The sequence below is a fragment of the Mesorhizobium sp. WSM4976 genome (assembly GCF_029625685.1).
Lineage (GTDB): Bacteria > Pseudomonadota > Alphaproteobacteria > Rhizobiales > Rhizobiaceae > Mesorhizobium.
In genome coordinates this window covers 1-23173 of the sequence record NZ_JARTVT010000036.1, presented here as the reverse complement: position 1 = coordinate 23173, position 23173 = coordinate 1, and the positions used below count along the sequence as shown (strand labels likewise).

At 62.9% G+C, this 23173-nt stretch carries 29 protein-coding genes; 25 read left to right on the top strand and 4 right to left on the bottom strand.

The features are described 5' to 3' along the window. The first annotated feature begins 66 nt into the window (after positions 1-66). The 5 genes from P9272_RS31510 to P9272_RS31490 all read left to right on the top strand — a co-directional run bounded on the left by P9272_RS31510 (position 67) and on the right by P9272_RS31490 (position 5236). Positions 67-627, top strand: coding sequence for a F0F1 ATP synthase subunit delta (locus P9272_RS31510; protein WP_128259530.1), 561 nt, complete (start codon positions 67-69; stop codon positions 625-627). After that, positions 627-2156, top strand: coding sequence for a F0F1 ATP synthase subunit alpha (atpA, locus tag P9272_RS31505; protein ID WP_128259529.1), 1530 nt, complete (start codon positions 627-629; stop codon positions 2154-2156). The genes P9272_RS31510 and atpA overlap by 1 nt, the downstream gene beginning before the upstream one ends. Positions 2157-2189: 33 nt before the next feature. Beyond that, a complete protein-coding gene (locus P9272_RS31500; RefSeq protein WP_278163930.1) occupies positions 2190-3074 on the top strand; it encodes a F0F1 ATP synthase subunit gamma in 885 nt (294 codons plus the stop codon). A gap of 68 nt (positions 3075-3142) precedes the next feature. Further along, complete coding sequence (gene atpD / locus P9272_RS31495; RefSeq protein ID WP_278163928.1) at positions 3143-4720, top strand: F0F1 ATP synthase subunit beta; 1578 nt, start codon at positions 3143-3145, stop codon at positions 4718-4720. A 108-nt stretch (positions 4721-4828) separates the two neighbouring features. Continuing rightward, positions 4829-5236 carry a F0F1 ATP synthase subunit epsilon gene (locus tag P9272_RS31490; RefSeq protein ID WP_127305378.1) on the top strand — a complete coding sequence of 136 codons (408 nt, stop codon included), beginning with the start codon at positions 4829-4831 and terminating at the stop codon, positions 5234-5236. A 116-nt stretch (positions 5237-5352) separates the two neighbouring features. On the opposite strand, the gene P9272_RS31485 is transcribed toward P9272_RS31490, so the two are convergent. Further along, entirely contained in the window at positions 5353-6846 is a 1494-nt protein-coding gene (locus P9272_RS31485; RefSeq protein WP_278163924.1) for a mannitol dehydrogenase family protein, read from the bottom strand. A 310-nt stretch (positions 6847-7156) separates the two neighbouring features. On the opposite strand from P9272_RS31485, the gene uxaC reads away from it, so the two are divergent. Then, positions 7157-8566 carry a glucuronate isomerase gene (gene uxaC / locus P9272_RS31480; RefSeq protein ID WP_278163922.1) on the top strand — a complete coding sequence of 470 codons (1410 nt, stop codon included), beginning with the start codon at positions 7157-7159 and terminating at the stop codon, positions 8564-8566. A 190-nt stretch (positions 8567-8756) separates the two neighbouring features. Further along, a complete protein-coding gene (locus P9272_RS31475; protein ID WP_278163920.1) occupies positions 8757-9089 on the top strand; it encodes a cupin domain-containing protein in 333 nt (110 codons plus the stop codon). 165 nt (positions 9090-9254) lie between these two features. Here the strand turns inward: P9272_RS31475 and P9272_RS31470 are convergent, their stop codons facing one another. Further along, positions 9255-9881, bottom strand: coding sequence for a LysE family translocator (locus tag P9272_RS31470; RefSeq protein WP_278163918.1), 627 nt, complete (start codon positions 9879-9881; stop codon positions 9255-9257). A gap of 243 nt (positions 9882-10124) precedes the next feature. Here P9272_RS31470 and recQ point away from each other — a divergent pair, with 243 nt between their 5' ends. Next, entirely contained in the window at positions 10125-11963 is a 1839-nt protein-coding gene (recQ, locus tag P9272_RS31465) for a DNA helicase RecQ (RefSeq protein ID WP_278163917.1), read from the top strand. Positions 11964-12072: 109 nt separating this feature from the next. Here the strand turns inward: recQ and P9272_RS31460 are convergent, their stop codons facing one another. Further along, positions 12073-13026 (bottom strand): DUF1186 domain-containing protein, encoded by a 954-nt coding sequence (locus P9272_RS31460; protein WP_278163915.1) that lies wholly within the window; start codon positions 13024-13026, stop codon positions 12073-12075. A 77-nt stretch (positions 13027-13103) separates the two neighbouring features. Here P9272_RS31460 and P9272_RS31455 point away from each other — a divergent pair, with 77 nt between their 5' ends. Next, the gene (locus P9272_RS31455; protein WP_278163913.1) at positions 13104-13727 is read left to right on the top strand and encodes a hypothetical protein; all 624 of its coding nucleotides are present in this window, start codon (positions 13104-13106) and stop codon (positions 13725-13727) included. A 31-nt stretch (positions 13728-13758) separates the two neighbouring features. Here the strand turns inward: P9272_RS31455 and P9272_RS31450 are convergent, their stop codons facing one another. Then, positions 13759-13926, bottom strand: coding sequence for a hypothetical protein (locus P9272_RS31450; protein ID WP_278163911.1), 168 nt, complete (start codon positions 13924-13926; stop codon positions 13759-13761). A gap of 15 nt (positions 13927-13941) precedes the next feature. Between P9272_RS31450 and P9272_RS31445 the strand changes: the two genes are divergently transcribed. The 16 genes from P9272_RS31445 to P9272_RS31370 all read left to right on the top strand — a co-directional run. Then, entirely contained in the window at positions 13942-14247 is a 306-nt protein-coding gene (locus tag P9272_RS31445; protein ID WP_278163909.1) for a hypothetical protein, read from the top strand. 379 nt (positions 14248-14626) lie between these two features. Beyond that, positions 14627-15841, top strand: a complete 1215-nt coding sequence (locus tag P9272_RS31440) for a site-specific integrase (RefSeq protein WP_278163907.1) — start codon at positions 14627-14629, stop codon at positions 15839-15841. Further along, positions 15841-16431, top strand: coding sequence for a hypothetical protein (locus tag P9272_RS31435; RefSeq protein WP_278163905.1), 591 nt, complete (start codon positions 15841-15843; stop codon positions 16429-16431). The genes P9272_RS31440 and P9272_RS31435 overlap by 1 nt, the downstream gene beginning before the upstream one ends. A 124-nt stretch (positions 16432-16555) precedes the next feature. Beyond that, the gene (locus P9272_RS31430; protein ID WP_278163903.1) at positions 16556-16759 is read left to right on the top strand and encodes an AlpA family phage regulatory protein; all 204 of its coding nucleotides are present in this window, start codon (positions 16556-16558) and stop codon (positions 16757-16759) included. Beyond that, a complete protein-coding gene (locus tag P9272_RS31425) occupies positions 16756-16950 on the top strand; it encodes a hypothetical protein (RefSeq protein ID WP_278163901.1) in 195 nt (64 codons plus the stop codon). The genes P9272_RS31430 and P9272_RS31425 overlap by 4 nt, the downstream gene beginning before the upstream one ends. A gap of 132 nt (positions 16951-17082) precedes the next feature. Further along, on the top strand, positions 17083-17637 hold the full coding sequence (locus P9272_RS31420; protein ID WP_278163899.1) for a helix-turn-helix domain-containing protein: 555 nt from the start codon (positions 17083-17085) through the stop codon (positions 17635-17637). Between the two features lie 55 nt (positions 17638-17692). After that, positions 17693-17965 carry a hypothetical protein gene (locus P9272_RS31415; RefSeq protein WP_278163897.1) on the top strand — a complete coding sequence of 91 codons (273 nt, stop codon included), beginning with the start codon at positions 17693-17695 and terminating at the stop codon, positions 17963-17965. A gap of 76 nt (positions 17966-18041) precedes the next feature. Continuing rightward, positions 18042-18710 (top strand): ATP-dependent Clp protease proteolytic subunit, encoded by a 669-nt coding sequence (locus tag P9272_RS31410; protein ID WP_278163896.1) that lies wholly within the window; start codon positions 18042-18044, stop codon positions 18708-18710. Continuing rightward, positions 18707-18874, top strand: coding sequence for a hypothetical protein (locus P9272_RS31405; protein WP_176476896.1), 168 nt, complete (start codon positions 18707-18709; stop codon positions 18872-18874). The genes P9272_RS31410 and P9272_RS31405 overlap by 4 nt, the downstream gene beginning before the upstream one ends. Next, positions 18871-19650, top strand: coding sequence for a hypothetical protein (locus P9272_RS31400; RefSeq protein WP_278163895.1), 780 nt, complete (start codon positions 18871-18873; stop codon positions 19648-19650). The genes P9272_RS31405 and P9272_RS31400 overlap by 4 nt, the downstream gene beginning before the upstream one ends. After that, the gene (locus P9272_RS31395) at positions 19647-19970 is read left to right on the top strand and encodes a hypothetical protein (RefSeq protein WP_278163893.1); all 324 of its coding nucleotides are present in this window, start codon (positions 19647-19649) and stop codon (positions 19968-19970) included. The genes P9272_RS31400 and P9272_RS31395 overlap by 4 nt, the downstream gene beginning before the upstream one ends. Positions 19971-20101: 131 nt before the next feature. Next, the gene (locus P9272_RS31390; protein WP_278163890.1) at positions 20102-20443 is read left to right on the top strand and encodes a hypothetical protein; all 342 of its coding nucleotides are present in this window, start codon (positions 20102-20104) and stop codon (positions 20441-20443) included. A 38-nt stretch (positions 20444-20481) separates the two neighbouring features. Beyond that, the gene (locus P9272_RS31385; protein ID WP_278163888.1) at positions 20482-20784 is read left to right on the top strand and encodes a hypothetical protein; all 303 of its coding nucleotides are present in this window, start codon (positions 20482-20484) and stop codon (positions 20782-20784) included. Then, positions 20777-22276 carry a phage tail length tape measure family protein gene (locus P9272_RS31380; protein ID WP_278163886.1) on the top strand — a complete coding sequence of 500 codons (1500 nt, stop codon included), beginning with the start codon at positions 20777-20779 and terminating at the stop codon, positions 22274-22276. Before P9272_RS31385 ends, P9272_RS31380 begins: the two co-directional genes overlap by 8 nt. Beyond that, complete coding sequence (locus tag P9272_RS31375) at positions 22273-22950, top strand: hypothetical protein (RefSeq protein ID WP_278163884.1); 678 nt, start codon at positions 22273-22275, stop codon at positions 22948-22950. Before P9272_RS31380 ends, P9272_RS31375 begins: the two co-directional genes overlap by 4 nt. After that, positions 22950-23173 (top strand): hypothetical protein (locus P9272_RS31370; protein ID WP_278163882.1); only part of this gene is annotated, 224 nt, incomplete at its 3' end. The genes P9272_RS31375 and P9272_RS31370, both read left to right, overlap by 1 nt.

Here is a 23173-nt window from a genome sequence, read left to right as displayed (position 1 = left end):
GATTTAGCCAGAGTTTTCGCTCGCGCCAATAATCTGCGGCCTGTCAGACAAGAGAAAAGACGGTCCGTGGCCCAATCGTCATCGCCAATCTCAGCTGTCGCAGAACGCTACGCAGGCTCCTTGTTCGAGCTTGCTCTGCAGGACAATTCAGTCGCCAAGGTCGAAGCCGACCTCGCCAGCTTTGAGGCAATGCTCAACGGCAGCGACGATCTTAAGCGGTTGATCAACAGCCCGGTTTTCTCCGGCGAGGACCAGGCCAAGGCCATCGCAGCCATCGCCGACAAGGCCCAGATTACCGGCCTGGTCGGCAATTTCCTGCGCGTCGTCGCCAGGAACCGCCGCCTGTTCGCGGTGCCGGGCATGATCAAGGCATTCCGCCAGATCGCCGCCGACCATCGCGGCGAGGCTTCCGCCGAGGTCACCTCGGCGCATGCGCTGACGGCCTCGCAGCAGACTGAACTCAAGGCGACGCTGAAGAGCATCGCCGGCAAGGATGTGGCCATCGCCATGACCGTCGATCCGTCGCTGCTCGGCGGCCTGATCGTCAAAATGGGCTCGCGCCAGATCGATACGTCGCTCAAAACCAAACTCAATTCGCTCAAGCTTGCACTGAAAGAGGTCGGCTGATGGACATCCGCGCCGCGGAAATTTCCGCAATTCTGAAAGACCAGATCAAGAATTTCGGCAAGGAGGCCGAGGTCTCCGAAGTCGGTCAGGTTCTGTCCGTCGGTGACGGCATCGCCCGCGTCTACGGCCTCGACAATGTCCAGGCCGGCGAGATGGTCGAGTTCCCGGGCGGCATCCGCGGCATGGCGCTGAACCTCGAAGCCGACAATGTCGGCGTGGTCATCTTCGGCAACGACCGCGACATCAAGGAGGGCGACACCGTCAAGCGCACGGGCGCCATCGTCGACGTCCCGGTCGGGCCGGGCCTGCTCGGCCGCGTGGTGGACGCGCTCGGCAATCCGATCGACGGCAAGGGCCCGATCAAGGCCGCCGAACGCAAGCGCGTCGACGTCAAGGCGCCCGGCATCATCCCGCGCAAGTCGGTGCATGAACCGATGTCGACCGGCCTCAAGGCCATCGACGCGCTGATCCCGGTCGGCCGCGGCCAGCGCGAACTGGTCATCGGCGACCGCCAGACCGGCAAGACCGCCATCATCCTCGACACGATGCTGAACCAGAAGTCGGTGCACGACAACGGCCCGGAGAAGGAAAAGCTCTACTGCGTCTACGTCGCCGTCGGCCAGAAGCGTTCGACCGTCGCGCAGTTCGTCAAGGTGCTTGAGGAGCGCGGCGCGCTCGACTACTCCATCATCATCGCCGCCACCGCGTCCGATCCGGCGCCGATGCAGTTCCTGGCGCCGTTCGCCGGCTGCACCATGGGCGAGTATTTCCGCGACAACGGCATGCATGCCCTCATCAGCTACGACGATTTGTCGAAGCAGGCCGTCGCCTACCGCCAGATGTCGCTGCTGCTGCGCCGCCCGCCGGGCCGCGAAGCCTATCCGGGCGACGTCTTCTATCTGCATTCGCGCCTGCTCGAGCGCGCCGCCAAGCTCAACGACGACAACGGCAACGGTTCGCTGACCGCGCTGCCGATCATCGAGACGCAGGCCAACGACGTGTCCGCCTACATCCCGACCAACGTGATCTCGATCACCGACGGCCAGATCTTCCTCGAGACCAACCTGTTCTTCCAGGGCATCCGCCCGGCGGTGAATGTCGGCCTGTCGGTGTCGCGCGTCGGCTCGTCGGCGCAGGTCAAGGCGATGAAGCAGGTCGCCGGCTCCATCAAGGGCGAGCTCGCGCAGTACCGCGAAATGGCGGCCTTCGCGCAGTTCGGCTCGGATCTCGACGCCGCCACGCAGCGTCTGTTGAACCGCGGTTCGCGCCTGACGGAGCTGCTCAAGCAGCCGCAGTTCTCGCCGCTCAAGACCGAAGAGCAGGTCGCGGTGATCTTCGCCGGCGTCAACGGCTATCTCGACAAGCTGCCGCTCAACCAGGTCGGCAAGTTCGAGCATGGCCTGCTCAGCCACATGCGCTCGGCCGGCAAGGACGTGCTCGACGGCATCCGCAAGGAGAAGGCGCTGTCGGACGACCTGCGCGCCAAGCTCAAGTCGGAAATCGATGCCTTCGCCAAGACCTTCGCTTGAACGAAGCCGAACGCACGGGATCAGGTTTGAAGCATGGCTTCGTTAAAAGACCTTCGTAACCGCATCGCCTCGGTCAAGGCGACGCAGAAGATCACCAAGGCGATGCAGATGGTCGCCGCGGCGAAGCTGCGTCGCGCGCAGGAGGCGGCGGAAGCAGCTAGACCCTATTCCGAGCGCATGGGCGCGGTTCTGGCCAACATCACCCAGGCGATCGGCGGCGGCGGCGATGCCCCGGCGCTGATGACGGGCACCGGCCGGGATGACGTGCATCTGCTCATCGTCTGCACCGCAGAGCGCGGCCTGTGCGGCGGCTTCAACTCGCAGATCGCCCGCCTCGCCCGAGACCATATCCGCAGGCTTCTGGCCGACGGCAAGCAGGTCAAGATCATCTGCGTCGGCAAGAAGGGTTTTGACATCCTGCGCCGCGACTACGCCTCGCTGATCCTAGAACGCATCGACCTGCGCGAGGTCAAGACGCTCGGCTTCGTCAACGCCGACGCGATCGCGCGCAAGGTCATCCACCTCTTCAACGAGGGCGGTTTCGACATCTGCACGCTGTTCTACTCGCAATTCAAGTCGGTGATCAGCCAGATCCCGACGGCGCAGCAGATCATCCCGGCGGCGCAGGCTTCGGCCGCAGCCGCGACGGGCAACGGCGCAACCGCGGTCTACGAATACGAGCCGGAGCCGGGCGAGATCCTCTCCGACCTCATCCCGCGCAACATCGCGGTGCAGATCTTCCGGGCGCTTTTGGAAAACGCGGCAGGCGAGATGGGCGCCAAGATGAGCGCGATGGACAACGCGACGCGCAATGCCGGCGACATGATCAACAGACTGTCGATCACCTACAACCGCCAGCGGCAGGCGCAGATCACCAAGGAACTGATCGAAATCATTTCGGGCGCCGAGGCGCTCTAGGCGCGCGCGGGCGGGGTCCGAGACCTCGCAGCGGCGTGAACAACGGATAGACGAAAAGGGCAAAGACGATGGCGAAAGCAGCTACCCCGAAGACCGCGGCCAAGGAGGCATCGGCCCCAAAGGCGGCGAAGGCCCCGGCAGCAGCCGCGAAGGCCGCCGCTCCGGCGAAGAAGGCGGCCGCTCCCGCCAAGACCGCGGCTTCCGCCGCCAGCGTCGCAGCCAAGCGCGTCGGCGCCGCCGGCAAGGTCCGCCAGGTGATCGGCGCCGTCGTCGACGTGCAGTTCGAGGATCACCTGCCGGCCATTCTGAACGCGCTGGAAACCGACAACGTCGGCAACCGCCTGGTGCTCGAGGTTGCCCAGCATCTCGGCGAGAACACCGTGCGCTGCATCGCCATGGACTCGACCGAAGGCCTGGTCCGCGGTCAGGACGTCTTTGACACCGGCGCCCCGATCTCGGTTCCGGTCGGCCCGGGCATGCTCGGCCGCATCATCAACGTCATCGGCGAGCCGGTTGACGAGGCTGGTCCCGTCGACGCCGTCGAAATGCGCGCCATCCACCAGCCTGCTCCCGCCTATGTCGACCAGTCGACGGAAGCGCAGATCCTGGTCACGGGCATCAAGGTTCTGGACCTGCTCGCGCCCTACGCCCGCGGCGGCAAGATCGGCCTGTTCGGCGGCGCCGGCGTCGGCAAGACCGTGCTGATCCAGGAATTGATCAACAACGTCGCCAAGGCCCACGGCGGCTTCTCGGTGTTCGCCGGCGTCGGCGAGCGCACCCGCGAAGGCAACGACCTCTATCACGAGTTCATCGAATCGGGCGTCAACAAGAAGGGCGGCGGTCAGGGTTCGAAGGCAGCACTTGTGTACGGCCAGATGAACGAGCCGCCGGGCGCACGCGCCCGCGTCGGCCTGACCGGCCTCACCGTCGCCGAATATTTCCGCGACCAGGGCCAGGACGTGCTGTTCTTCGTCGACAACATCTTCCGCTTCACGCAGGCGGGCTCGGAAGTGTCGGCGCTGCTCGGCCGCATTCCTTCCGCCGTGGGTTACCAGCCGACGTTGGCCACCGACATGGGCGCGCTGCAGGAGCGCATCACGACGACGACCAAGGGCTCGATAACCTCGGTGCAGGCCATCTACGTTCCGGCCGACGACTTGACCGACCCGGCGCCGGCGACCTCCTTCGCCCACCTCGACGCCACGACCGTGCTCAACCGCGCTATCTCGGAAAAGGGCATCTACCCGGCCGTCGATCCGCTGGACTCGACCTCGCGCATGCTCGACCCGATGGTCGTCGGCGAAGAGCACTACCAGGTCGCCCGCCAGGTGCAGTCGATCCTGCAGCGCTACAAGTCGCTGCAGGACATCATCGCCATCCTGGGCATGGACGAGCTGTCGGAAGAGGACAAGCAGACGGTGGCCCGCGCCCGCAAGATCGAGCGCTTCCTGTCGCAGCCGTTCTTCGTCGCCGAAGTGTTCACCGGCTCGCCGGGCAAGCTGGTGGACCTCGCCGATACCATCAAGGGCTTCAAGGGCCTTTGCGCCGGCGACTACGACCACCTGCCGGAAGCCGCCTTCTACATGGTCGGCGGCATCGACGAAGCGGTCGAGAAGGCCCAGCGCCTCGCGGCTGAAGCGGCATAATTCAAGCGAAGGGAGTAGGGAGTAGTGAGTAGGGAATAGCAGGTGTGACGCGGACCGTTTGGGTCCTTCACTACCGACTACTCACTATTCCCTACTCGCTAGACAGGCATGGCTGAAGCTTTCAAGTTCGAACTGGTCTCGCCGGAGCGGCTGCTCGTTTCCGAGCAGGTCGAGTCCGTCGTCATTCCGGGCGCCGAAGGCGAGATGACGGTGATGGCGCAGCATGCGCCGGTGATGACCACCATCAAGCCCGGTGTGGTCACGGTGAAGGCCGCGGGCGGCAAGGAAGACCGCTATGTCGTGTTCGGCGGTTTCGCCGACATCCTGCCGTCGGGCTGCACGCTGCTTGCCGAATCGGCCGTGCATGTGAACGACATCGACCGCGCGGACCTGGCGCGTCGTATCCAGGACGCCAGGGAAGACGCCGCCGACGCCAAGGACGACGTGGCGCGCAGCCGCGCCGAGCAGTTCCTCGCCCAACTCACCACGCTGGAAGGCGCGCTGCTGCCGGCCTGATCGTTGTTGAAAATGCGAGATTGAAAAAACGGGCTTGCCCCGCTTTCTTGTTTGTTGTTGCAAGACAGTTTCGCGCTGCTTGGGGCGCAATCCCCGGCGGGTCGGCGGGCGAGCAGCTACTCAGCCCGCCTGGGCGGCTCGCTGCCAATGCCGAGCGCGGCAAAGGCCAGTTTCGGGCCGCCCTGCTTGAAATGGACCAGATGCGTGGCGACAAACTCGATCAACCGATGGCGCTCCGGGTGACCATTGGCAAAGCCGACAAGGTCGAACACGGCTGCCGTCGTTTCCGCCATCGGCAGATTGCGGCCGAACAGGTCATCCAGGGCGGCATCGAGCGGATCGGTGAAATGGCCTTGCGGCAAGCTGCCGCCGCGGGCGGCGCAGGCTGCGATCCAGGCGGCGACAACCAGCGACAGATGTTCCGGCAGCAGGCCCGCCTCCAGCCGCGCAAGCGCTGAAGCGACGATGCGTTGCGGCAGCTTCTGGCTGCCGTCATTGGCGATCTGCGCGGTGCGGTGGGCAAGCGCGGTGTTGGAAAAGCGATCGGCGAGTTCGGCGGTATAGGGGATGGGGTCGAGCCCGGCATCCTGCGGCAGCGTCGGAACGGCCTCGGCCCAAAGCCGATCCACGAACTGCCGGATCAACGGATCGGCGAAGGCGCGGTCGACGGTGGCATGGTCGGTGAGCAGACCGAGATAGGCTATGCCTGAATGCGCGCCGTTGAGCAGCCTCAGCTTCATATCTTCAAAGGGGCCGACATCCTCGACCATGGTGACGCCGAATCTCTCCCAGGCCGGCCGGCCGGCCGGGAAACGGTCCTCGATCACCCATTGCCGGAAGGGCTCGGTCATCACCGGCCAGGCGTCCTGGACGCCGAGCTCGTCGGCGATGCGCGCCCGGTCGGCATCGGTGGTCGCCGGCACGATGCGGTCGACCATGGAAGACGGGAAGGGGACATCGTCGGCGACATGGCGCGCCAAATCGGCATCGCGCAGCTTCGCGAATTCGATCAGCAGCCGGTGCAGCGTGGCGCCGTTGGCCGGGAGGTTGTCGCAGCAGAGCACCGTGAAAGGCGGCGTACCATTGGCTCGGCGGCGCACCAAAGCCTCGGCGAGAAACCCATGCGCCGTCCTCGGCGATCCGGGGTTGGCGAGGTCGTGGACAATATCGGGATGCGCGCCGTCGAGCGTGCCGTCGGCTGCCCTGAGATAGGCTTTTTCGGTGATGGTCAGCGTCACGATGCGGATGCGCGGATCGATCAGCGCGGCGAGCACCGCGCTCGGATCTTCCGGGGCGACGAGCAAGGACTGGATCGAGCCGATCACCTGCAGCTGTTCGCCGGCACTGTCCCTGATCGCCAGCGTGTAGAGCCCATCCTGCGGTTCAAGGGCATCGCGCGTGTCGGGGCTGCGCAGCGAGACGCCGACGATGCCCCAATTGCTCTCGCCATCCGCCAGGCAGGCGTCGACATAGGCCGCCTGATGGGCGCGGTGAAAGGCGCCGACGCCAAGATGTACGATGCCCGGCGTAACAGAATTGCGGTCGTAGCTAGGCACCCGTACTTCGGCCGGCAGCTTCGCGATGGTGGCGTTTGACAGGCGGCCGTTCATGGGAAGCGATGTCTCCGATCGGAAGCGTGCCCGATGCCGGGCGAGAAACGACGGCAGCGAACTAACACTCGCTGTCGCCGCACACAATGGCCGCGTTGCTTTCGAGAGCTGCCATGCAACCGACCGTTTTGTATGTTGACATTGCCTCCGACAGATCCATCGTTAGATCAGGATGACGTTTCGTTGAATCGCCATTGCGATCTAACTCTTTGTGGGAGCATGTTCTTTTCCGAAAGCCGGCTCCCGCCCTTCGCGTTCGCCTACCCTTTCGGTTCGAGATCATGCACCAGCGCAATCCGGGAGGAGCCAAGTGGCCGTATTGACCGATCCCGATCTGCTGTTTGCGCCCGAGGCGAATTCGCGGGCACTGGCCCGCGCTCTTTATGCCGGCGTGAAGGACCTCTCCATCGTCAGCCCGCATGGTCATACCGACCCGCGCTGGTATGCGCTCAACGAGCCGTTTCCGGACCCGGCGCAATTGCTCATCGTGCCGGATCATTACATTTTCCGCATGCTGTTCAGCCAGGGCGTGCGGCTGGAGGAGCTCGGCGTGCCGGCGCTGGATGACGCGCCGGTCGAGACCGACGGCCGGACGATCTGGCGGCGCTTCGCCGAGCATTATTATCTCTTCCGTGGCACGCCGACCCGGCTCTGGCTCGACCATGTGTTCGCGCATCTGTTCGGCATCGAGGAACCGCTCACCGCGGCTTCCGCCGATCGCACCTACGATACGATCGCCACGCTGCTGCAGCGCGACGACTATCGCCCGCGCGCGCTGTTCGAGCGCTTCAACATCGAGGTGATCGCCACGACCGAGGGCGCGCTCGACGATCTCAAATGGCACAGGATGATCCGCGACAGCGGCTGGAGCGGCCGCGTCGTCACGGCCTACCGGCCGGACGCGGTGATCGATCCCGATTTCGAAGGATTCCTGGGCAATCTCGATCGCCTCGGCGACATCACGGCATGCGATACCGGCACATGGACAGGCTATCTCGATGCGCATCGGCAGCGACGCGCCTATTTCAAGCAATTCGGCGCCACCTCGTCCGATCATGGCCATCCGACCGCCGAGACCGCCAATCTCTCCGACGCGGCGGCCGAGGAGCTGTTCAACCGTATCCGCCGCGGCTCCGACGACGAGCGCGAGCGGCGGCTGTTCAGGGCGCAGATGCTGACCGAAATGGCCAAGATGAGCCGCGACGACGGCCTGGTGATGCAGATCCATCCCGGATCATGGCGCAATCATTCGCCTGCCGTTTTCCAGAAATTCGGCCGCGACAAGGGCTTCGATATCCCGACGCGCGCCGACTATGTGACGGCGCTGAAGCCGCTGCTCGACTGCGTCGGGCTGGAGCGCGACCTCACGATCATCCTGTTCACGCTCGACGAGTCGAGCTATGCGCGCGAGCTGGCGCCGCTCGCCGGTGTCTATCCGGCGCTGAAGCTGGGGCCGGCCTGGTGGTTCCACGACAGCCCGGAAGGCATGCGCCGCTTCCGCGAGATGACTACCGAGACGGCAGGCTTCTACAACACGGTCGGCTTCAACGACGACACGCGCGCCTTTCCGTCGATTCCGGCGCGCCACGATGTCGCGCGCCGCGTCGACAGCGCCTTCCTGGCGCGGCTGGTCGCCGAGCATCGGCTGCGCGAGGACGAGGCGCATGAGCTGGCGCGCGATCTTGCCTATGCGCTTGCCAAGAGGGCCTACCGGCTCTGAGCCGGGCACCGATCGTTTGGAAAGGAGAAATCATGGCGCGCAATCCGAATTGCCGGCGGCGACGTTTGCCCAGGGAGTGCAAATTGGCTGATAGCGCCACGGAGCTTGGGGCCGAGCCGAACCGGCCGGAGACGGTGGTCGCGCCGATCCGCAGCGGTTTTCCCTGCCAACTTCGAATGGAAATTGGACGATGACCGATATCTTTGCCCACGCATGCACAAAAGCCTGGGAGCCCACGCCGGATGGCAACAGACGGCGCGTGCTGGTGCACACCGACGAACTGATGATGGTCGAATTTGCCTTCGAAAAGGGCGGCGTGGGCCTCCTGCATTCGCATCCGCATGTCCAGGCAAGCTATGTCGCCGAGGGCCGCTTCGAGGTCACCATCGACGGCCGTTCGGAGATTCTCGAGACTGGAAGCAGCTTCATCGTGCCTTCCAATCTCGTGCATGGCGTCAAGGCGCTGGAGGCCGGGCGCCTGGTCGACAGCTTTGCGCCCTGCAGGGCCGATTTCCTCGGCTGAGCATCCGCCCCTCCAAGGAAAAGCCCGCGCCGTGGGCGCGGGCCTGTTGCCTGGGCGCTGATTGCGCCGCCGCGGTACTCAAACATCGCCGCAGGACAGCAACTGTGCCGCAGCATGGTGAAGATAGGTTTAACGGCGACTGACTGGCGGCAGGTTGGAAAAAACTCAGCGCTGCTGCAGCGCGAGCCGTATGCCGAGCGCGCAATAGATGCCGCCGACCACCTTGCCCTGCCATCTCAGCACCGCCGGATTGCGGCGCAGGAAGGAACCCAAGCCGCCTGCGCTGACGGCGAAGACGACGGTGCTGAAGAGACCCAGCAAGACAAAGATGATGCCGAGCAGCATCAGCTGCAGCACCACGAAACCGCTTTGCGGGTGGATGAATTGCGGCAGGAAGGCGAGGAAGAACAGAGCGGTCTTCGGGTTGAGCACTTCGGTCAAGATCGCCTGCCGGAAGGCTTTTCCCGCCGAGATCGGTAGCGTCCTGCCCGCGAGGTCGGCCGGCGCCTTTTCGAGAATGGCGCGGATGCCGAGATAAACCAGATAGGCCGCGCCAATATATTTGATGATGCTGAACAGCATCGCCGAGGCGGCGATGATGGCCGAGATGCCGACGATGGCCATGATGGTGTGGATGACATCGCCCGCCGCGACACCGGCGCCGGTGGCGATGCCTACCTTCGTGCCCGAGCTCGTCGCGCGCGCCACGGTGAGCAGCGTCGCCGGTCCCGGAATGAAGACGAAGCCGAAGACGACCGCGATGTAGGTGATGAGCGTGGCGGGGTCGATCATGCGAAGGCTCCTGTCGCGGGCGCTGCCGGTGATGGATGCATCGAACCATAGCAGCCGGGGCTCTCCAGCCAGTGTGCCAGTGATGGCTTTTCGATGCCCGCATTTGGCACGAGATCACAGGGTGACCTGCAAAGCGCGGTTGTGACCGGATGAGGGCTGCGCTACTCCAAGGCATCACGTGGTGAATCACTTGTCTGCTCTTCGCACCTTCCCCCAAACGACCTGCTGTCCGGTGTCAGCCTGATGCCGGCACAGGCCGCGAGCATCCGGGCCGAGGATCCCAAGCGTCGCGTCCTGAAGGACGTGTTCGGCTATGACGATTTCCGTCCCGGCCAGGCGGCCGTGATCGAGGCGCTGCTGGCGGGGCGCCATGTGCTGGCGGTCATGCCCACCGGCGCAGGCAAGTCGCTCTGCTATCAGGTTCCGGCGCTGGTCAAGGGCGGGCTCACTATCGTGGTATCGCCGCTGGTGGCGCTGATGCAGGATCAGGTCGCCGCCTTGCGCCTTGCCGGTGTCGCCGCCGACACGATCAATTCCTCGCTCGACCGCGAGGCCAATGTGGCGGCCTGGCGCCGCGTGGCGTCGGGGCAGACACGGCTGCTCTATCTGGCGCCGGAGCGGCTGATGACGGAGCGGATGCTGGATGCGCTGTCACGGCTCGATGTCAGCCTGATCGCCATCGACGAGGCGCATTGCATCTCGCAATGGGGCCCGACCTTCCGCCGCGAATATGAGGACCTGTCGCAACTGCGTGGCGTGTTTCCGCAGGTGCCGATCATCGCGCTGACGGCGACCGCCGACGAGGCCACGCGCGGTGATATCGAGGCGCGGCTGTTTGCGGGGCGCGCCGAAACCCTGGTGCTGGGTTTCGACCGGCCCAACATCAAGCTGGCCATCGAGACCAAGCAAGACAGCAAGCGGCAGCTGCTGCGCTTCGTCGAGCGGCACCAGGGCAAGAGCGGCATCATCTACTGCCTGTCGCGGCGCAAGACCGAGGAAATGGCGGCCTTCCTGGAGAAGAACGGCGTGCGCGCGCTCGCCTACCATGCCGGCATGAGCAAGGAGGCGCGGGAAGCGAACCAGAACGCCTTCATGAGCCTGTCGGGCGTCGTCATGGTGGCGACAATCGCTTTCGGCATGGGCATCGACAAGCCCGACGTCGCCTATGTCTTCCACACCGATCTGCCGGGTAGCCTGGAGGCCTATTACCAGGAGATCGGCCGCGCCGGGCGCGACGGCCGGCCGGCGGAAGCGCACATGCTCTACGGCGCCGGCGATATCCGGACACGCCGCATGTTCATCGACGAAGAGGATACCTCTCCCGAACACAAGAGACGGGCGCATCGCCGGCTCGACACGCTGATCGGCTATTGCGAGACGGCGCAATGCCGGCGCCGGGTGCTGCTCGGCTATTTCGGCGAGGAGGCGCCCGCCTGCGGCAATTGCGACAACTGCCTCGACCAGGCGCCTCGCGCCGATGGCTCAGCGGAAGCGCGCATCATCCTTGCGGCGGTGGCGCAGAGCGGCGAGCGCTTCGGCGCCGCCCATGTCATCGACATCCTGCTCGGCCACGAGACCGAGAAGGTGCTGGCGAGAGGCCATCAGAAGCTCGCCAGCTTCAGGACCGGCATCATGCACAGAAAGACGGTCTGGTTGTCGCTGATCCGGCAGCTGGTCGCCGGCGGCTTCCTGGCGCCGGATCCCGACGGCCATGGTGGTCTCGTCATCCCGGAAAGCGGCCGCGCGCTCGGGCGTGGCGAGATCGCCTTCGAGTATCGTGTCGAGGGCAGGGATCGTCTCGCGCGCGGCAGGAAGCGCGCCGCGCAAGGCGCCGCCACGGATGGCGAGGGCGTCGATGCGTCGCTTCTGGGGACGCTCAAGACGCTGCGGCTGCGGCTCGCCAAGGAACGGCAAGTGCCGGCCTACGTGGTTTTCTCCGACCGCACGCTGATCGACATGGCCGAGCGCCGCCCGCGCGACCTCGACGATTTCGCCGAGGTGAACGGCGTGGGCGCCGCCAAACTCAAGGAGTTCGGGGAGGTTTTCCTGGATGCGATCGCGGCGCATCAATCGGGGGTCTGAAAAGGCTGGCCGTTAAAGCATGTCTCCCGAAGTGGGAACCGGTTTCGGGATAAAGACATGCGTAAAATCAAAACCCTAAAGCGCATGGAGCGAAACCGAAAAGAAACCTTTAGGCCTCAAGGCAGCATTTCTTGAATTTCTTGCCGCTCCCGCAGGGGCACGGATCATTGCGTCCAACATTGCGGAAAGGGTTGGTCGCTGGCTCGATAGGTGCCCAGCCTCGATCTGGCCAGCGCGACTGCCAATCGTCGTCATCGAGGTCGTCCTCCGGTTCAAGGCCACGGGTCCAGTCCAGCGCTACGAGCACATCCTCAATATAGCCGAGATTGGCACGCTCGAACCGTTCGGCATCCTGTGGCGCCTGCTCCGCAGCGCGAAGATCCTCCTCGAAATCACGACGTTCCATCACGCCCCATGGGATGCGGCCTTCGTCCCATGCGCTGTAGACGAGCGGCGCCAGATCGCGCCAGCCCAAATACGCGATCGACTCGAGCCAACCTATCCAGACCTGGTTCTCGTCGTCGGCCATTTTGTCGACATGGAACCGCTCGATGAAGAGCCGCATCCGACCGTGCTCGATGCGGCCGTCCCAAGTGAGGAATGTCGCTGCTCCGAACAGCGCTTCGCGGGCAAATTCATCGACACCCGGGTCGCCGATCGCGTTGAACAAAGCATCGGCATCCCCGTCGAAGACACCGGCGACAATGCGCGACAGGCCTTCCGTGACGGCGTCGCCGAGAAAGTGGTCTACCTCGGCGGCCGGGCGGCGCAGCAGATGCAACAGGGGTCGATAAGCCGCGCTTTCCCGTGCGCCGCCCAAGATATAGAGGCCCCTGAAGAGAAGCATATCTTCGTTGTCAGAAAGAGCGTTTCCCTCGGCTGCTTTTTCAAGGACCGACAGCAATGCCGGCGCGGACTCTTCTATCCGGATGGTGCAGACCGCGATTGCGAGATCCGGCACCTGCCGTTCGGTGGCCACGGCATGGAGATAGCGGTCTATCGGATACAGCTCGAAGTCGCCGCTATCGTTGGAGAGCAGCTTTTCCAAATCTTCTTTTTTCATCACTCCCCTCGATGGAGCGCCTTTCCGGCGGCGTGCTATCAGTCGCTTAGCCGTGCCTTGTGTCAATCCTGAGAGCGATGCCGGGAATCGGGCCGCTGACCGAGGCCCTTGAAGCCTTTGCCGAATTCTTCGGCATCGATCATGATCTCGTCCAGGCGGCGGCCGAGCGAAGCGCGGCAACGACGCCCGCAGGCCCGGCGCCGGAAACGGCCCGGCGGGTCGTCGCGGCGATGAATGATGCGGAGAAGACCGGTCTGCTCATGCGTGTCTTCAATGGCGACCCCAACCTACCCGCCGAGTTGCGAGCCACGATACGGGCGCGTCTGGAACCCGAAACGACAATCTCGCCTGGCGCTTTGCGCACGGCTGCGGATCTGCAGGCACGGGCCGAAGAAATTCGCCTTGCCCGCAAGCGCGCCGAGGCCGAGGCGGCGGAAGCGCAGCAGCGATTGGTGGCGGAAGCAGCTGAGAAGGCCCGCGACGTCCGGCTCGAGGCCCTTCGTCAGCGGGGCGAAAACGTCTGGGGAGAGGTCGAGACCGAGATCGTGCGATGCAATCCAGCCGGCTATGACAAGGCGGCGGCGCTGCTTTCCGATCTGTCGGTGCTTGCCGAAAGAGAGGGCAGCAGCGAGGAATTTAGCCACCGGCTTCAAGCGATTCGGGAACATCACGCCGGCAAGGGCGCTTCATCGAACGTGTGACGTTGCTGGGTTAGGCTTGCCCGGGGGCTGGCTAACGCCAAAGGCAGACCTTGACGTCCTTCCCGACATAGCAGGCGCCTTCACGGCGAAGCTCTCCCCAATCGCCTGCCTCGCCATGCGTGTCGCGAATATTCCCGTTGGCATAGCCTGCCCAGGAATCTCCGTCCTTGTAAACGACGGCCCAGTAATCCTTCGACATCTCACCAGCGCCGCTATGCGTGTCAGGATAGTCGATACCGGCGAAAACCTGGTTGGGGCCCTGGATGTTGAAATCGCCGCCCTGCTCGATCTGGTAGGAGCATTTTCCGGAGATGCGGGTCTCGCCGTGAACGACAAGCAGGCAGCGGCCCCATTTGTAACCGCTCGGCAGACGATGCTGTGCTGCGTGCGACGGTTAGACGGAAAACGCAATTCCCAGAGCAGCCGCGATGGTTCGCGCGGTCAGCAGCCGATCCGAAAAGCGACCGGACATCATTGGATTCCGCCCAGCGCCCATGTCGAACGACCCTCCGCAGGATGATCTCCTGAGATCGTACCATTATCAACGATGGCCAGATTTCTGTCACGCGTATGTGTGCTGCTTCACGACCGCGCTATGGACCGATTGAAACGCGTTGGTTCCGACCAACAAAGCATTAAGTCGGGCGATCTTGGCCCTATTGGCTCAAGCTTCGGAGGCATCCTGCTTCGCGTTGAGAAGAATTCGCCGGACTTGTCCTGCGAAGCGCGCAAGCGCGAGGCAGGATGGCGGAGAGGGAGACCGCCAGAGCGTTGAAATTGCTGACTTTACTGTCAGGCGAGAGCTTGCTTTTCCTAATTTCCAAGCGTATTCCCATGACCATATTGCCCGCTATTAACTTTGTTGGCAAGGGCTTCGGTTAGGAAAGCCATTAGGAAAAATGGCCCGGCATAAACTGCGCGATACCCAGATAAAGGGGCTGCCCGCTGGCCGACATGGCGATGGCGATGGCCTGTGGCTCTATGTCAACAAGACCGGCACGCGCAGCTGGGTCTTCATCTTCATTCGGCAAGGCATCCGGCGCGAGGTTGGGCTCGGGTCCTACGGCAATGTCTCTGGCAAGATCAGCTTGGCCGATGCTCGGCGCCGCGCGGACGAGGCGCGGGAGATCGTCAAGAACGGCGGCGACCCTCGGAAGGACATGGCGCACCGGCGGCGCATGGTGAAGCTGCGGACCTTCGGAGAGTGCGCGGACGAGCTGCTGATCTCGAAAGAGAACACCTTTCGCAATGAGAAGCACGCAGCGCAGTGGAAGATGACCCTCACCGAATATGCGCAGCCATTGCGCAAGATCCCGGTCGGCGATGTCACCACCGACGACGTCGTTCGCGTGCTTCGCCCTCTTTGGACAGAGAAGCAGGAAACCGCCTCGAGGCTGAGAGGCCGCATTGAGAAGGTGCTCGACTACGCCAAGGCCGTAGGGCTGCGATCGGGCGAGAATCCGGCCCGGTGGAAAGGTCACCTCGATCATATCCTCCCGGCTCGCCAGAAGCTCGCCAAGGGCCATCACGCGGCAATGCCCTACGCCGACGTCCCCGCCTTCATGGTTGAGCTTGTTGGCGTCGATGGATTTGGCGCCCGAGCGCTCGAACTTTGCATCCTGACGGCCACCCGATCGGGCGAGGTGCTGAACGCGGAATGGTCCGAATTCGACTTAGACAAAGCCCTGTGGACGATCCCGGCCGAGCGAATGAAGATGGCTCGCGAACATATCGTCCCGCTTTCGGACCGCGCCCTCGGTGTCCTGCAGGGCCTCCAGGCCAAGCGGCTATCGAATTACGTCTTCCCGGGCGTCGCCCCAAAGCGGCCGCTCTCCAACATGGCGATGACCGCCGTCATGCGCCGGATGAAGAAAGGCGACCTCACAGTTCACGGCTTTCGGTCGAGCTTCCGCGATTGGGCCGGCGACGCGACCAACTTCCCGCGTGACGTCGCCGAGATGGCGCTGGCGCATAAGGTCGGCGACGAGACAGAACAGGCCTATCGCCGCGGTTCAGCACTGGCGAAGCGCCGGAAGCTCATGGACGCCTGGTCGGCCTACGTGTCGACCGTAAAGGGTGGTGAGAACGTCCTCGCCCTAGCGGGAAAACGTTGATGGCCAGGCAGTTTCTCGTCGAGCCGGCAGCCGGCTTCGTGGCGTCGTTACCAGATAGTGTCAGGCATCAGATAGAGCGCCGATGGCCGGCTTTGCCGCTCGATCGGATCGAAAGCGAATTCATAACGTATCAGCTTTGGCGACCGGCATTTGACGCTCAGCCGGAAGCAGCGAAGATCGAGAAACGCTATACCCAGCTACAGCAGATGGTAAAAAAGCTCGCCGATGAAATAAATTGGCTGGACAGAACCAACCTGGGCCGAATGGTCGAGCAGTCGGACCCGACTGGAACGCATATCGATATCCTGCGAGACACCTACTATCGGCTTATCGCTCTGAATGCTCTGTTGCCGTTGGCGCGCAAACACCTTCCGGAAGGTCACCAGAAAAACCCGCGGCATCGTCTCGCATTTAACATAGGCAGCATGATCGCCGACGCGGGCCTTGCGATAGATAAGCGACCGAATGGTGCGCTCTGCCAGGTTTTGGGGATCGTTCTGCAAGCGGCAGGTGAAAACTCCAGCAACGTCGTCGAGATAGTGAAGCCGGTTCTTCCACTCTTGAAAAAGACCGCTCAGAACGGCCCGTAGTTTTTCAGAATGACTTGATGCGCCGCCTCGTCGCGTGTGCAAATTAGACAGCCATCAACGTCAACAGCGACGACGGTGGCGACCATAAAGCCCACCTCGCCGCATAAGCGAAAGGTGGTCTAGAATGGACGGCGAAGCTGCTCTTATTTCTATCAAGGAAGCCGCTAGGCTTACCTCTCTTTCCCGCACCAGCATCAACGAAAAACGGGCCGCCGGTAAGTTTCCGCAGCCGGTCCCGCTCGGCGACAAGCGCATAGCCTTCGTCAAGTCCGAGGTCGACGCATGGATCCGCGAACGCATCGCCGCGCGCCGGTCGGAGGCCGCATGATGGCCGCCCGCCCCGAAACCGAAGATCATCTCGAAAGCGATGCCGTCGAGCGCGGTCTTCGCTATCTGGCAGAGGTGCCGCGCTCCCAGCGCGGGCCGGCCGTTCCGGCGCTTAAGGCGATCGGCCTGTCAGCCAAGGACGCCTGTGAGGTGCTTCGCATCCACAATCTCAGAATGTCGAGGGCACACTGATGGGCGGACCTGAGAAGCGAAAACCCGACCGTGTTGCGGACGGCCGGGTCTCCGGTGCTATCAGAGTGCGGGGCGTGCTCTCGATCCTGGTAGATTATTCCGCATGCGAAACGAACGCAAGCGGTGGCGCCGGTGGCCAAGCCTGACGGTTCGAACCGCACATTTGCCAGTCAGAAGTTCGAGCTGCTCGACGCGATCAGCATGGACCCGCGCGTCACCGCGAGCGAGTTCCGTGTCGCCTTTCGCCTGATGCAACACGCGAACGCTGAAACCGGTGCGATCTTCCCATCGCAAGATCGCCTGGCAAGTCAGATCGGCATGAAGGAGCGGACCGTCCGATTCTGCATCAAGGAGTTGGTCGGAAAAGGATGGCTCAAGAGCAGTCGCCCCAACCGCCGGATAGCGAATTTCTACCAGTTCGAGACCAAGCACATGAATGCGATTCTCGATCGCCAGATCATGCTCAATGAGGCGCGGAAAGAAGAGCGGGTCACCCGTTCGAAACCTCGCCGTGAGCGGCAACTACATGCCGGTCAAACTGCTGTGAGCGGCAATAGGATGCCGGTCGTGAGCGGCAACTACATGCCGGTAAACACCTTAAGTAAACACCTGAAGAATCTAGGCTCTGAAGAGAGAGACCAACAACCTACAGCCAGCTCCTACCTATCAGCGACGAGGGGCACATGATCCCGCACATCGCCATGCTCGCCGTCATCGTCATCGCCATCGCTGGATGGTTGCCATGCTGACGGCACGAACATGCCAGCGCTGTGGCAACAGCCTCGGCAGCAAGCGATCGGATGCGCGTTTCTGCTCGGCTGGCTGCAGGGTGAACTCGCATCGACAGGAAGTCGGCCGGCTCGAGGCCATCCGCGCCAATGTCGTCATCGATCGACAAATGCGCGACGCGCTCATCGAGATTGGCGAGCTCGACATGCGGGACGAGCATGACCCGGCAAAGGTCCGCGAGGCCTTCGCCCGCATGTGCCAGGAGCTCGCCCGCAAATATGCGTAACGCCACCGGCGGTTACGGCTAGCCGCCATGAGTTAGAGTCGGGCGCACTAGGAAATTTCATCTCGCCGGAGTGTCGATGAACCCCGAAATCCTCGATCGTCTCGCCGCACTTGAGCAGCAGGTCAGGGAATTTCTCCCGGCAGCGCTTGAGCGCCGTAGCAACCCGTTCGAGCCGAGCTACTGGATAATGGCTAAGGTCAAAGCCAAGGCCGAAATTGATCGCGACCGAGCAAACATGTCCGTCATCGAGATGGCCGAGATCCGCATAATCGGGGAAGTCGACGACGCTATGGCCTTGAACGTCCATGACCAACTCGATGCGGCTCGCCTATCCCCCGCAATCAACGTGCTGATCGACACTCAGGGTGGAGACTTCGCTGCCGCGATGCGGATTTACCGCGCAATAAGGTGGCACCCAGGCTTGAGACGCGCCACTCTCGGCAAGCGGTGCATGAGCGCTGGCGTATTGATCTCGATGGCTTGCGACCATCGCGTGGCGTCCGGCGATACCGAATATTTGATGCATCTCACTGCCGACAATCCCGACCCTAAAGACCGCTGGACGCTGCTCCGTCACCTCGAGGCAATGCGCGTCCTGCGCAAGCGTGACAGCGAATACCTGAACACGATCGCGGATAGGTCCTGCGCCGATTTGGCTGACTTGGCAATCGAGGCAACCAAGGACGAATGCCAGTCGCTCGAATGGTGCCTGGCTCACGGTCTCATCCACGAGGTGGCGAAATGACCAAGCATCGACAAGTGGCACTGAAAGGCTCGCTGCCGCCGAAAAAAATCCACAAGGTCAATCTCGACGAGACCGAAGCTGAACGTCGTGCCCGCTGGAAGCGCGAAGCCGAGCAGCATCGCTACAGCTATTCCGTGTGGAAAAGCTGGAAGGGTGCGCGATGACCAAGAGCGTCGTCAAACCGGTCAAGGCTACCGTCGTCGACCAGCGTGCCGCTGATCTCGCAAAGATCGATGCCGAGATCGCGGGGCTCGGCCAGCAGGTCGCTGAGAAGAAGGCAGCCCTCGATGCCGACACGCGTCTTCATGCGCTCGACCAGGACGTCGATATGCAGAACCGTCTGGGCAGCGAGATAAGCACGCTTGCCGGCCTGATCGATCAGCTTCGCGACAAGAGGTTCAAGATCGAGATTGGCGAGGCGGAGACCATCGTTGCTCCCAAGTCAGCGGCGCCAATCGAACATCGAGCGTGGGATATCGACGAGAAGATCCTTCTCGGTGGCGAACCAGCTTATCCCAGTGTCGAAAGGGGGAATTCAGCCAACAAAGACGCTTTCTCGCGCGCCTACCTGGCTATCAAGGCCTACTGGGAAGCGCTGATAAAGGATCTTTTCCGTAAGGACGGCTACCATCCCGACGACCGTGTCACGTTTGACTTCGTGACGTCTATGCAGGGCGAGGTCATGGCAAACTTTCGCTGGTACTCGGCTCGCTGCAAGGCGCTCGAAGATCGCGTGAAGCAATTGGAAGAACGGCCATCAGTCGAATACCGCGGCTCGTGGAAGGCCGACGAGAAGTATAGGCGCGGCGATCTCATCTCTCATGCAGGCAGTGTCTGGCATTGCGAACTGGCAGGCTCCGGCATCGTGCCCGGCGAAGGCGCGATTGGATGGCGATTGGCAGTGAAGCGGGGCCGAGACGGAAAGGACGCGACGCGATGACCGACCACCAGACCATCGAGCAGATCGCAGCAGAGGCAGGCGTCCCGGCAAGCTCGCTTCGCCGGAAGGTGGTCGAAGCCATCGATGCGGCTGAGAGTGACATGTCGAAAGGCATGCCGTTGCTGATGGACGAGGACGAATTCAGCCGACTTCACGGCATCGCACACGCCGCGGCGCTTCAGGCAATCGGCGGCGCCAAAGAGCACCAAGTCGACGAGCTCGCATCCAAGGTGTTCAGGTTGCTCGCCGCCTCCGTCGGCCGCAGCAACGCGAGCCATGCCGACCGGCGCGACGCACTGCGCGTTGTTGGTAAAGGATGACCGACATGGGGGGGCGGTCTAGACCGAAAACCCGAAATGGGGGCGGAACCACTCCGGGTCTCATCCAGCCGTTTTTTTTGCTGGCGCAGCGAATTTCCGACCTTGCAGGGGCGAAGGTGTGAGGCGGTCTGATGGCTGACAAACCGCAGAATCCCGCCGTTTTGCCTGTGCCGAGATGGCTTTCTCGCGCCGAAAAAGCAGCCTTCAGGCGCATCTGCGAGCAAATATCTGCCGCCGGCAGGCCACTTTCGGCCGCGGATGTCGATCCGATCAGCGATCTGGTGAGCCTTCGCTCGAGGATCGCCGATACCAGGCGGATATACCGATACGCGGTCGACTCGCTGAAGCGAAATCCGGCTTGGCGAAGCGACCAGGCGCTAGCGCTCGCCACCTCCCGGCAACTCGACGCGCAGACCCTGAAGGCGCACAAAATGGCCGCCGCAATCGGGCTGGCAAGGGAGGAAATGCCATGACGAACGCTAGAGAATTGCTTGCTGCATCACACGCGAACATGACGCCCGGCGAGATCGCGGCCAACGCGCTCAAGCTGGCTGATTTTGTTGAGAGGATGGCCGAAGCGCTCGTGAAGAGCGACGCGCTGATCACCATCCTCGATAACAATCTTGGTCAGTTGATGGCGCAGATCCGCCATGCCCAAAATCTCAACGTGACAAGCAAGAAGTCGCAGTCGCGCGATCTCGTCGCCGAATTGGCGGCGCTGCCCTATGAGCGCCAGGCCAGCCGCGACGCTTTGATCGCCGAAATGTCCTCGGAACTCCAGTCGCTGATTAATCCACAGGTGGACAATGGCTGATTTAGAAATTCGCTCCCTCCGCGTTTCGGCGCAGATGGACGCCAGCCAGTACACGGCCGGCGCCGCGCAAAAGTCAGCCGCTGACAAGTCAATGGTTGCATCGGGCCAACAGGCTGCGCAGGCAATTGGGCAGGTGGGAACGGCTGCCACCGAGACGGTCACTAAAATAAGCCAGGCCGGCGATGTGATGTCCCGGCTTTCCCGGCAATTTGTCGACGGCTATGCGGCCGCACAGCGCGCCACGTCGGCGCAACTACAACTCGCCAATGGCATCGAGCGCGGCAAAATCTCAATGGAGCAGGCGCTGCCTATCCTTGAGGGTATCACCCGGAAATACGGTGTGATGGGCGATGCCGCCATCTTCATGGCTCGCGGGCAGACGGAAGCCGCGGCTGCCGTAACGAGATTGAACGCCAAGCTCGCCGAGCAGCGGAACCTCAATCCGAGCAATCAGAACCAGAACCAGGGCGGCCTTGCCCGCTTTGGTGCGCTGAACGCTGCATCCCAGTTCCAGGATATCGCCGTCACTGCGGCGATGGGCCAGAGCCCGTTCACGATCGCCTTGCAGCAGGGCACGCAGCTCGGCCAGGCGCTGCAGATGGAAATGGGCGATCAGGGAGCTAAGGGGCTGGTGAAGGGCTTGGCCGCCGCCTTCCAGAGCCTTTTGTCGCCGGTCAATCTTCTCGCGATCGGCCTTACCGGAATTGCCGCCGTCGCGATCGAGTTCGGCTCAAAACTCCTTCCGCAGATCAAGTCGCTTAAAGATGCGACTGACGACCAGCGCAAGGCCGTCAATGATCTGGCTGAGGCTTATGGCAATGCCGACCTGAAGGCCAATGATTTCTACCACAAGTCGATTATCGCTTCAGAGTCGGGCGCGCGGCGCAGCACAGCCGACCTCCAGAAATCAGCTACTGCTGAAGACCTTTCCGTTCAGCAGCAACTTGGGTCGCCGTTCACTGTCGGCCGCGGCCGCGAGACATTGTTCGGCGTGAAGCCGGAATTCAGCCAGTTCGGGGAAGCCATTAGCGTTCTCAACGGGCAGATCCGCGCTGGCCGTCCAGACTTCGATGCCTTCGAAAAATCTATCTCCGACGTGGTGGCGAACAACCCAGGCCTGCAGACCACGGCCGACAAAATTCTCGGCATTGTCGCCGCTGCAACCGCTGCTGCGGCCCAACTCCACAACACCAGCGGGGCAATCGACGATATTAACCGTCGAGCATTCCGCAATTTTGATCGCGAGCAGCAAGCCGGCCGCGACCAATCGGTGATGAGCCAGCGTTTCGGCGACGATCCCTTCGCGCAACAGCGCGAGCAGCAGCGGCAGAAGATCATCGCGCTCAAGGAAGCGCAGGACGAGCGTAACCGCTCGCTCGATCGCACGGTCGCTTTGGCGCAACTCGACGCGTCCCTGACCGGCAAGGCCACTCCGGAGGCGGCCGGCTTCGTCGAGCGATACGCCAACAAAATCAGAAAGCACCGCACATGAGCGCCTTTATCGCAGTGAAGCATCCGCACCGCGTCCAGTTGCTGACTGACGGCGCCCGCTATGACCGTGACCATGTGCTGACCGGCATCGTCAGCAAGGTATGGTCCTCGAGCATCTTGCCGATCGCGGTCACCGGTCGCGGCAATCTGAAGATTGTCGAGCACATCGCGCGAGAGATCATCGCCGAGGCCGAGGCGGATTCGGTCGACCATGCCATTGAGACCCACCTTCCCGAATACGTCGAGGACATCAAGGCTGCCGGCGTCAAAGACTGCGACCTGGCGATCGCCGTCTACTCCGAAACGGCAGGACCAAGCCTGTATTTCTTCGACACTGGCGGTGAGTTCGGAACCTTCAAGTTTCAGAGCCAAGACATCGTTTGGTGTGCAGCCGAGCTCACCGGAAAAGAGCTATATGACCTCGCCGGCGCGCGCTTCCTCGACGAGACTTACCTCGACGACAAGGGCGCGGATCTCATGGAGCTCATCCGCTCCAAGCCGACCCAGGGTCATTTCTCAGTCGGCGGTCATTGCCAGCTGACGACAGTGACGGCCGAAGGCGTCGAGACTGTCACGCTTCGCCGGTGGCCCCACGATAGGGTCGGAAGCCGCATCGATCCGACTGGCAAGCCGATGAATAGGCGTGAGCGCCGAGCAGCCCGGAGGGCCGCCTGATGGCCTTCATAGCCCCACTCGCCGGTGCCGCCGTCGGCGGCGGCCTTCTCGGCTCTATTGTCACGACTGCCGTCGGCGTCGGCATCAATCTCGCCATCGCCTATTTCTTCCCGCAGAAGATCAAGGGACCGCGCGCCGAAAGCCTCAAGGCGCAGACCTCGCAGTATGGCGATCAGCTCGCGCGCTGGCATGGTGCCATCCGCACCGCCGGCGCCGTGATCTG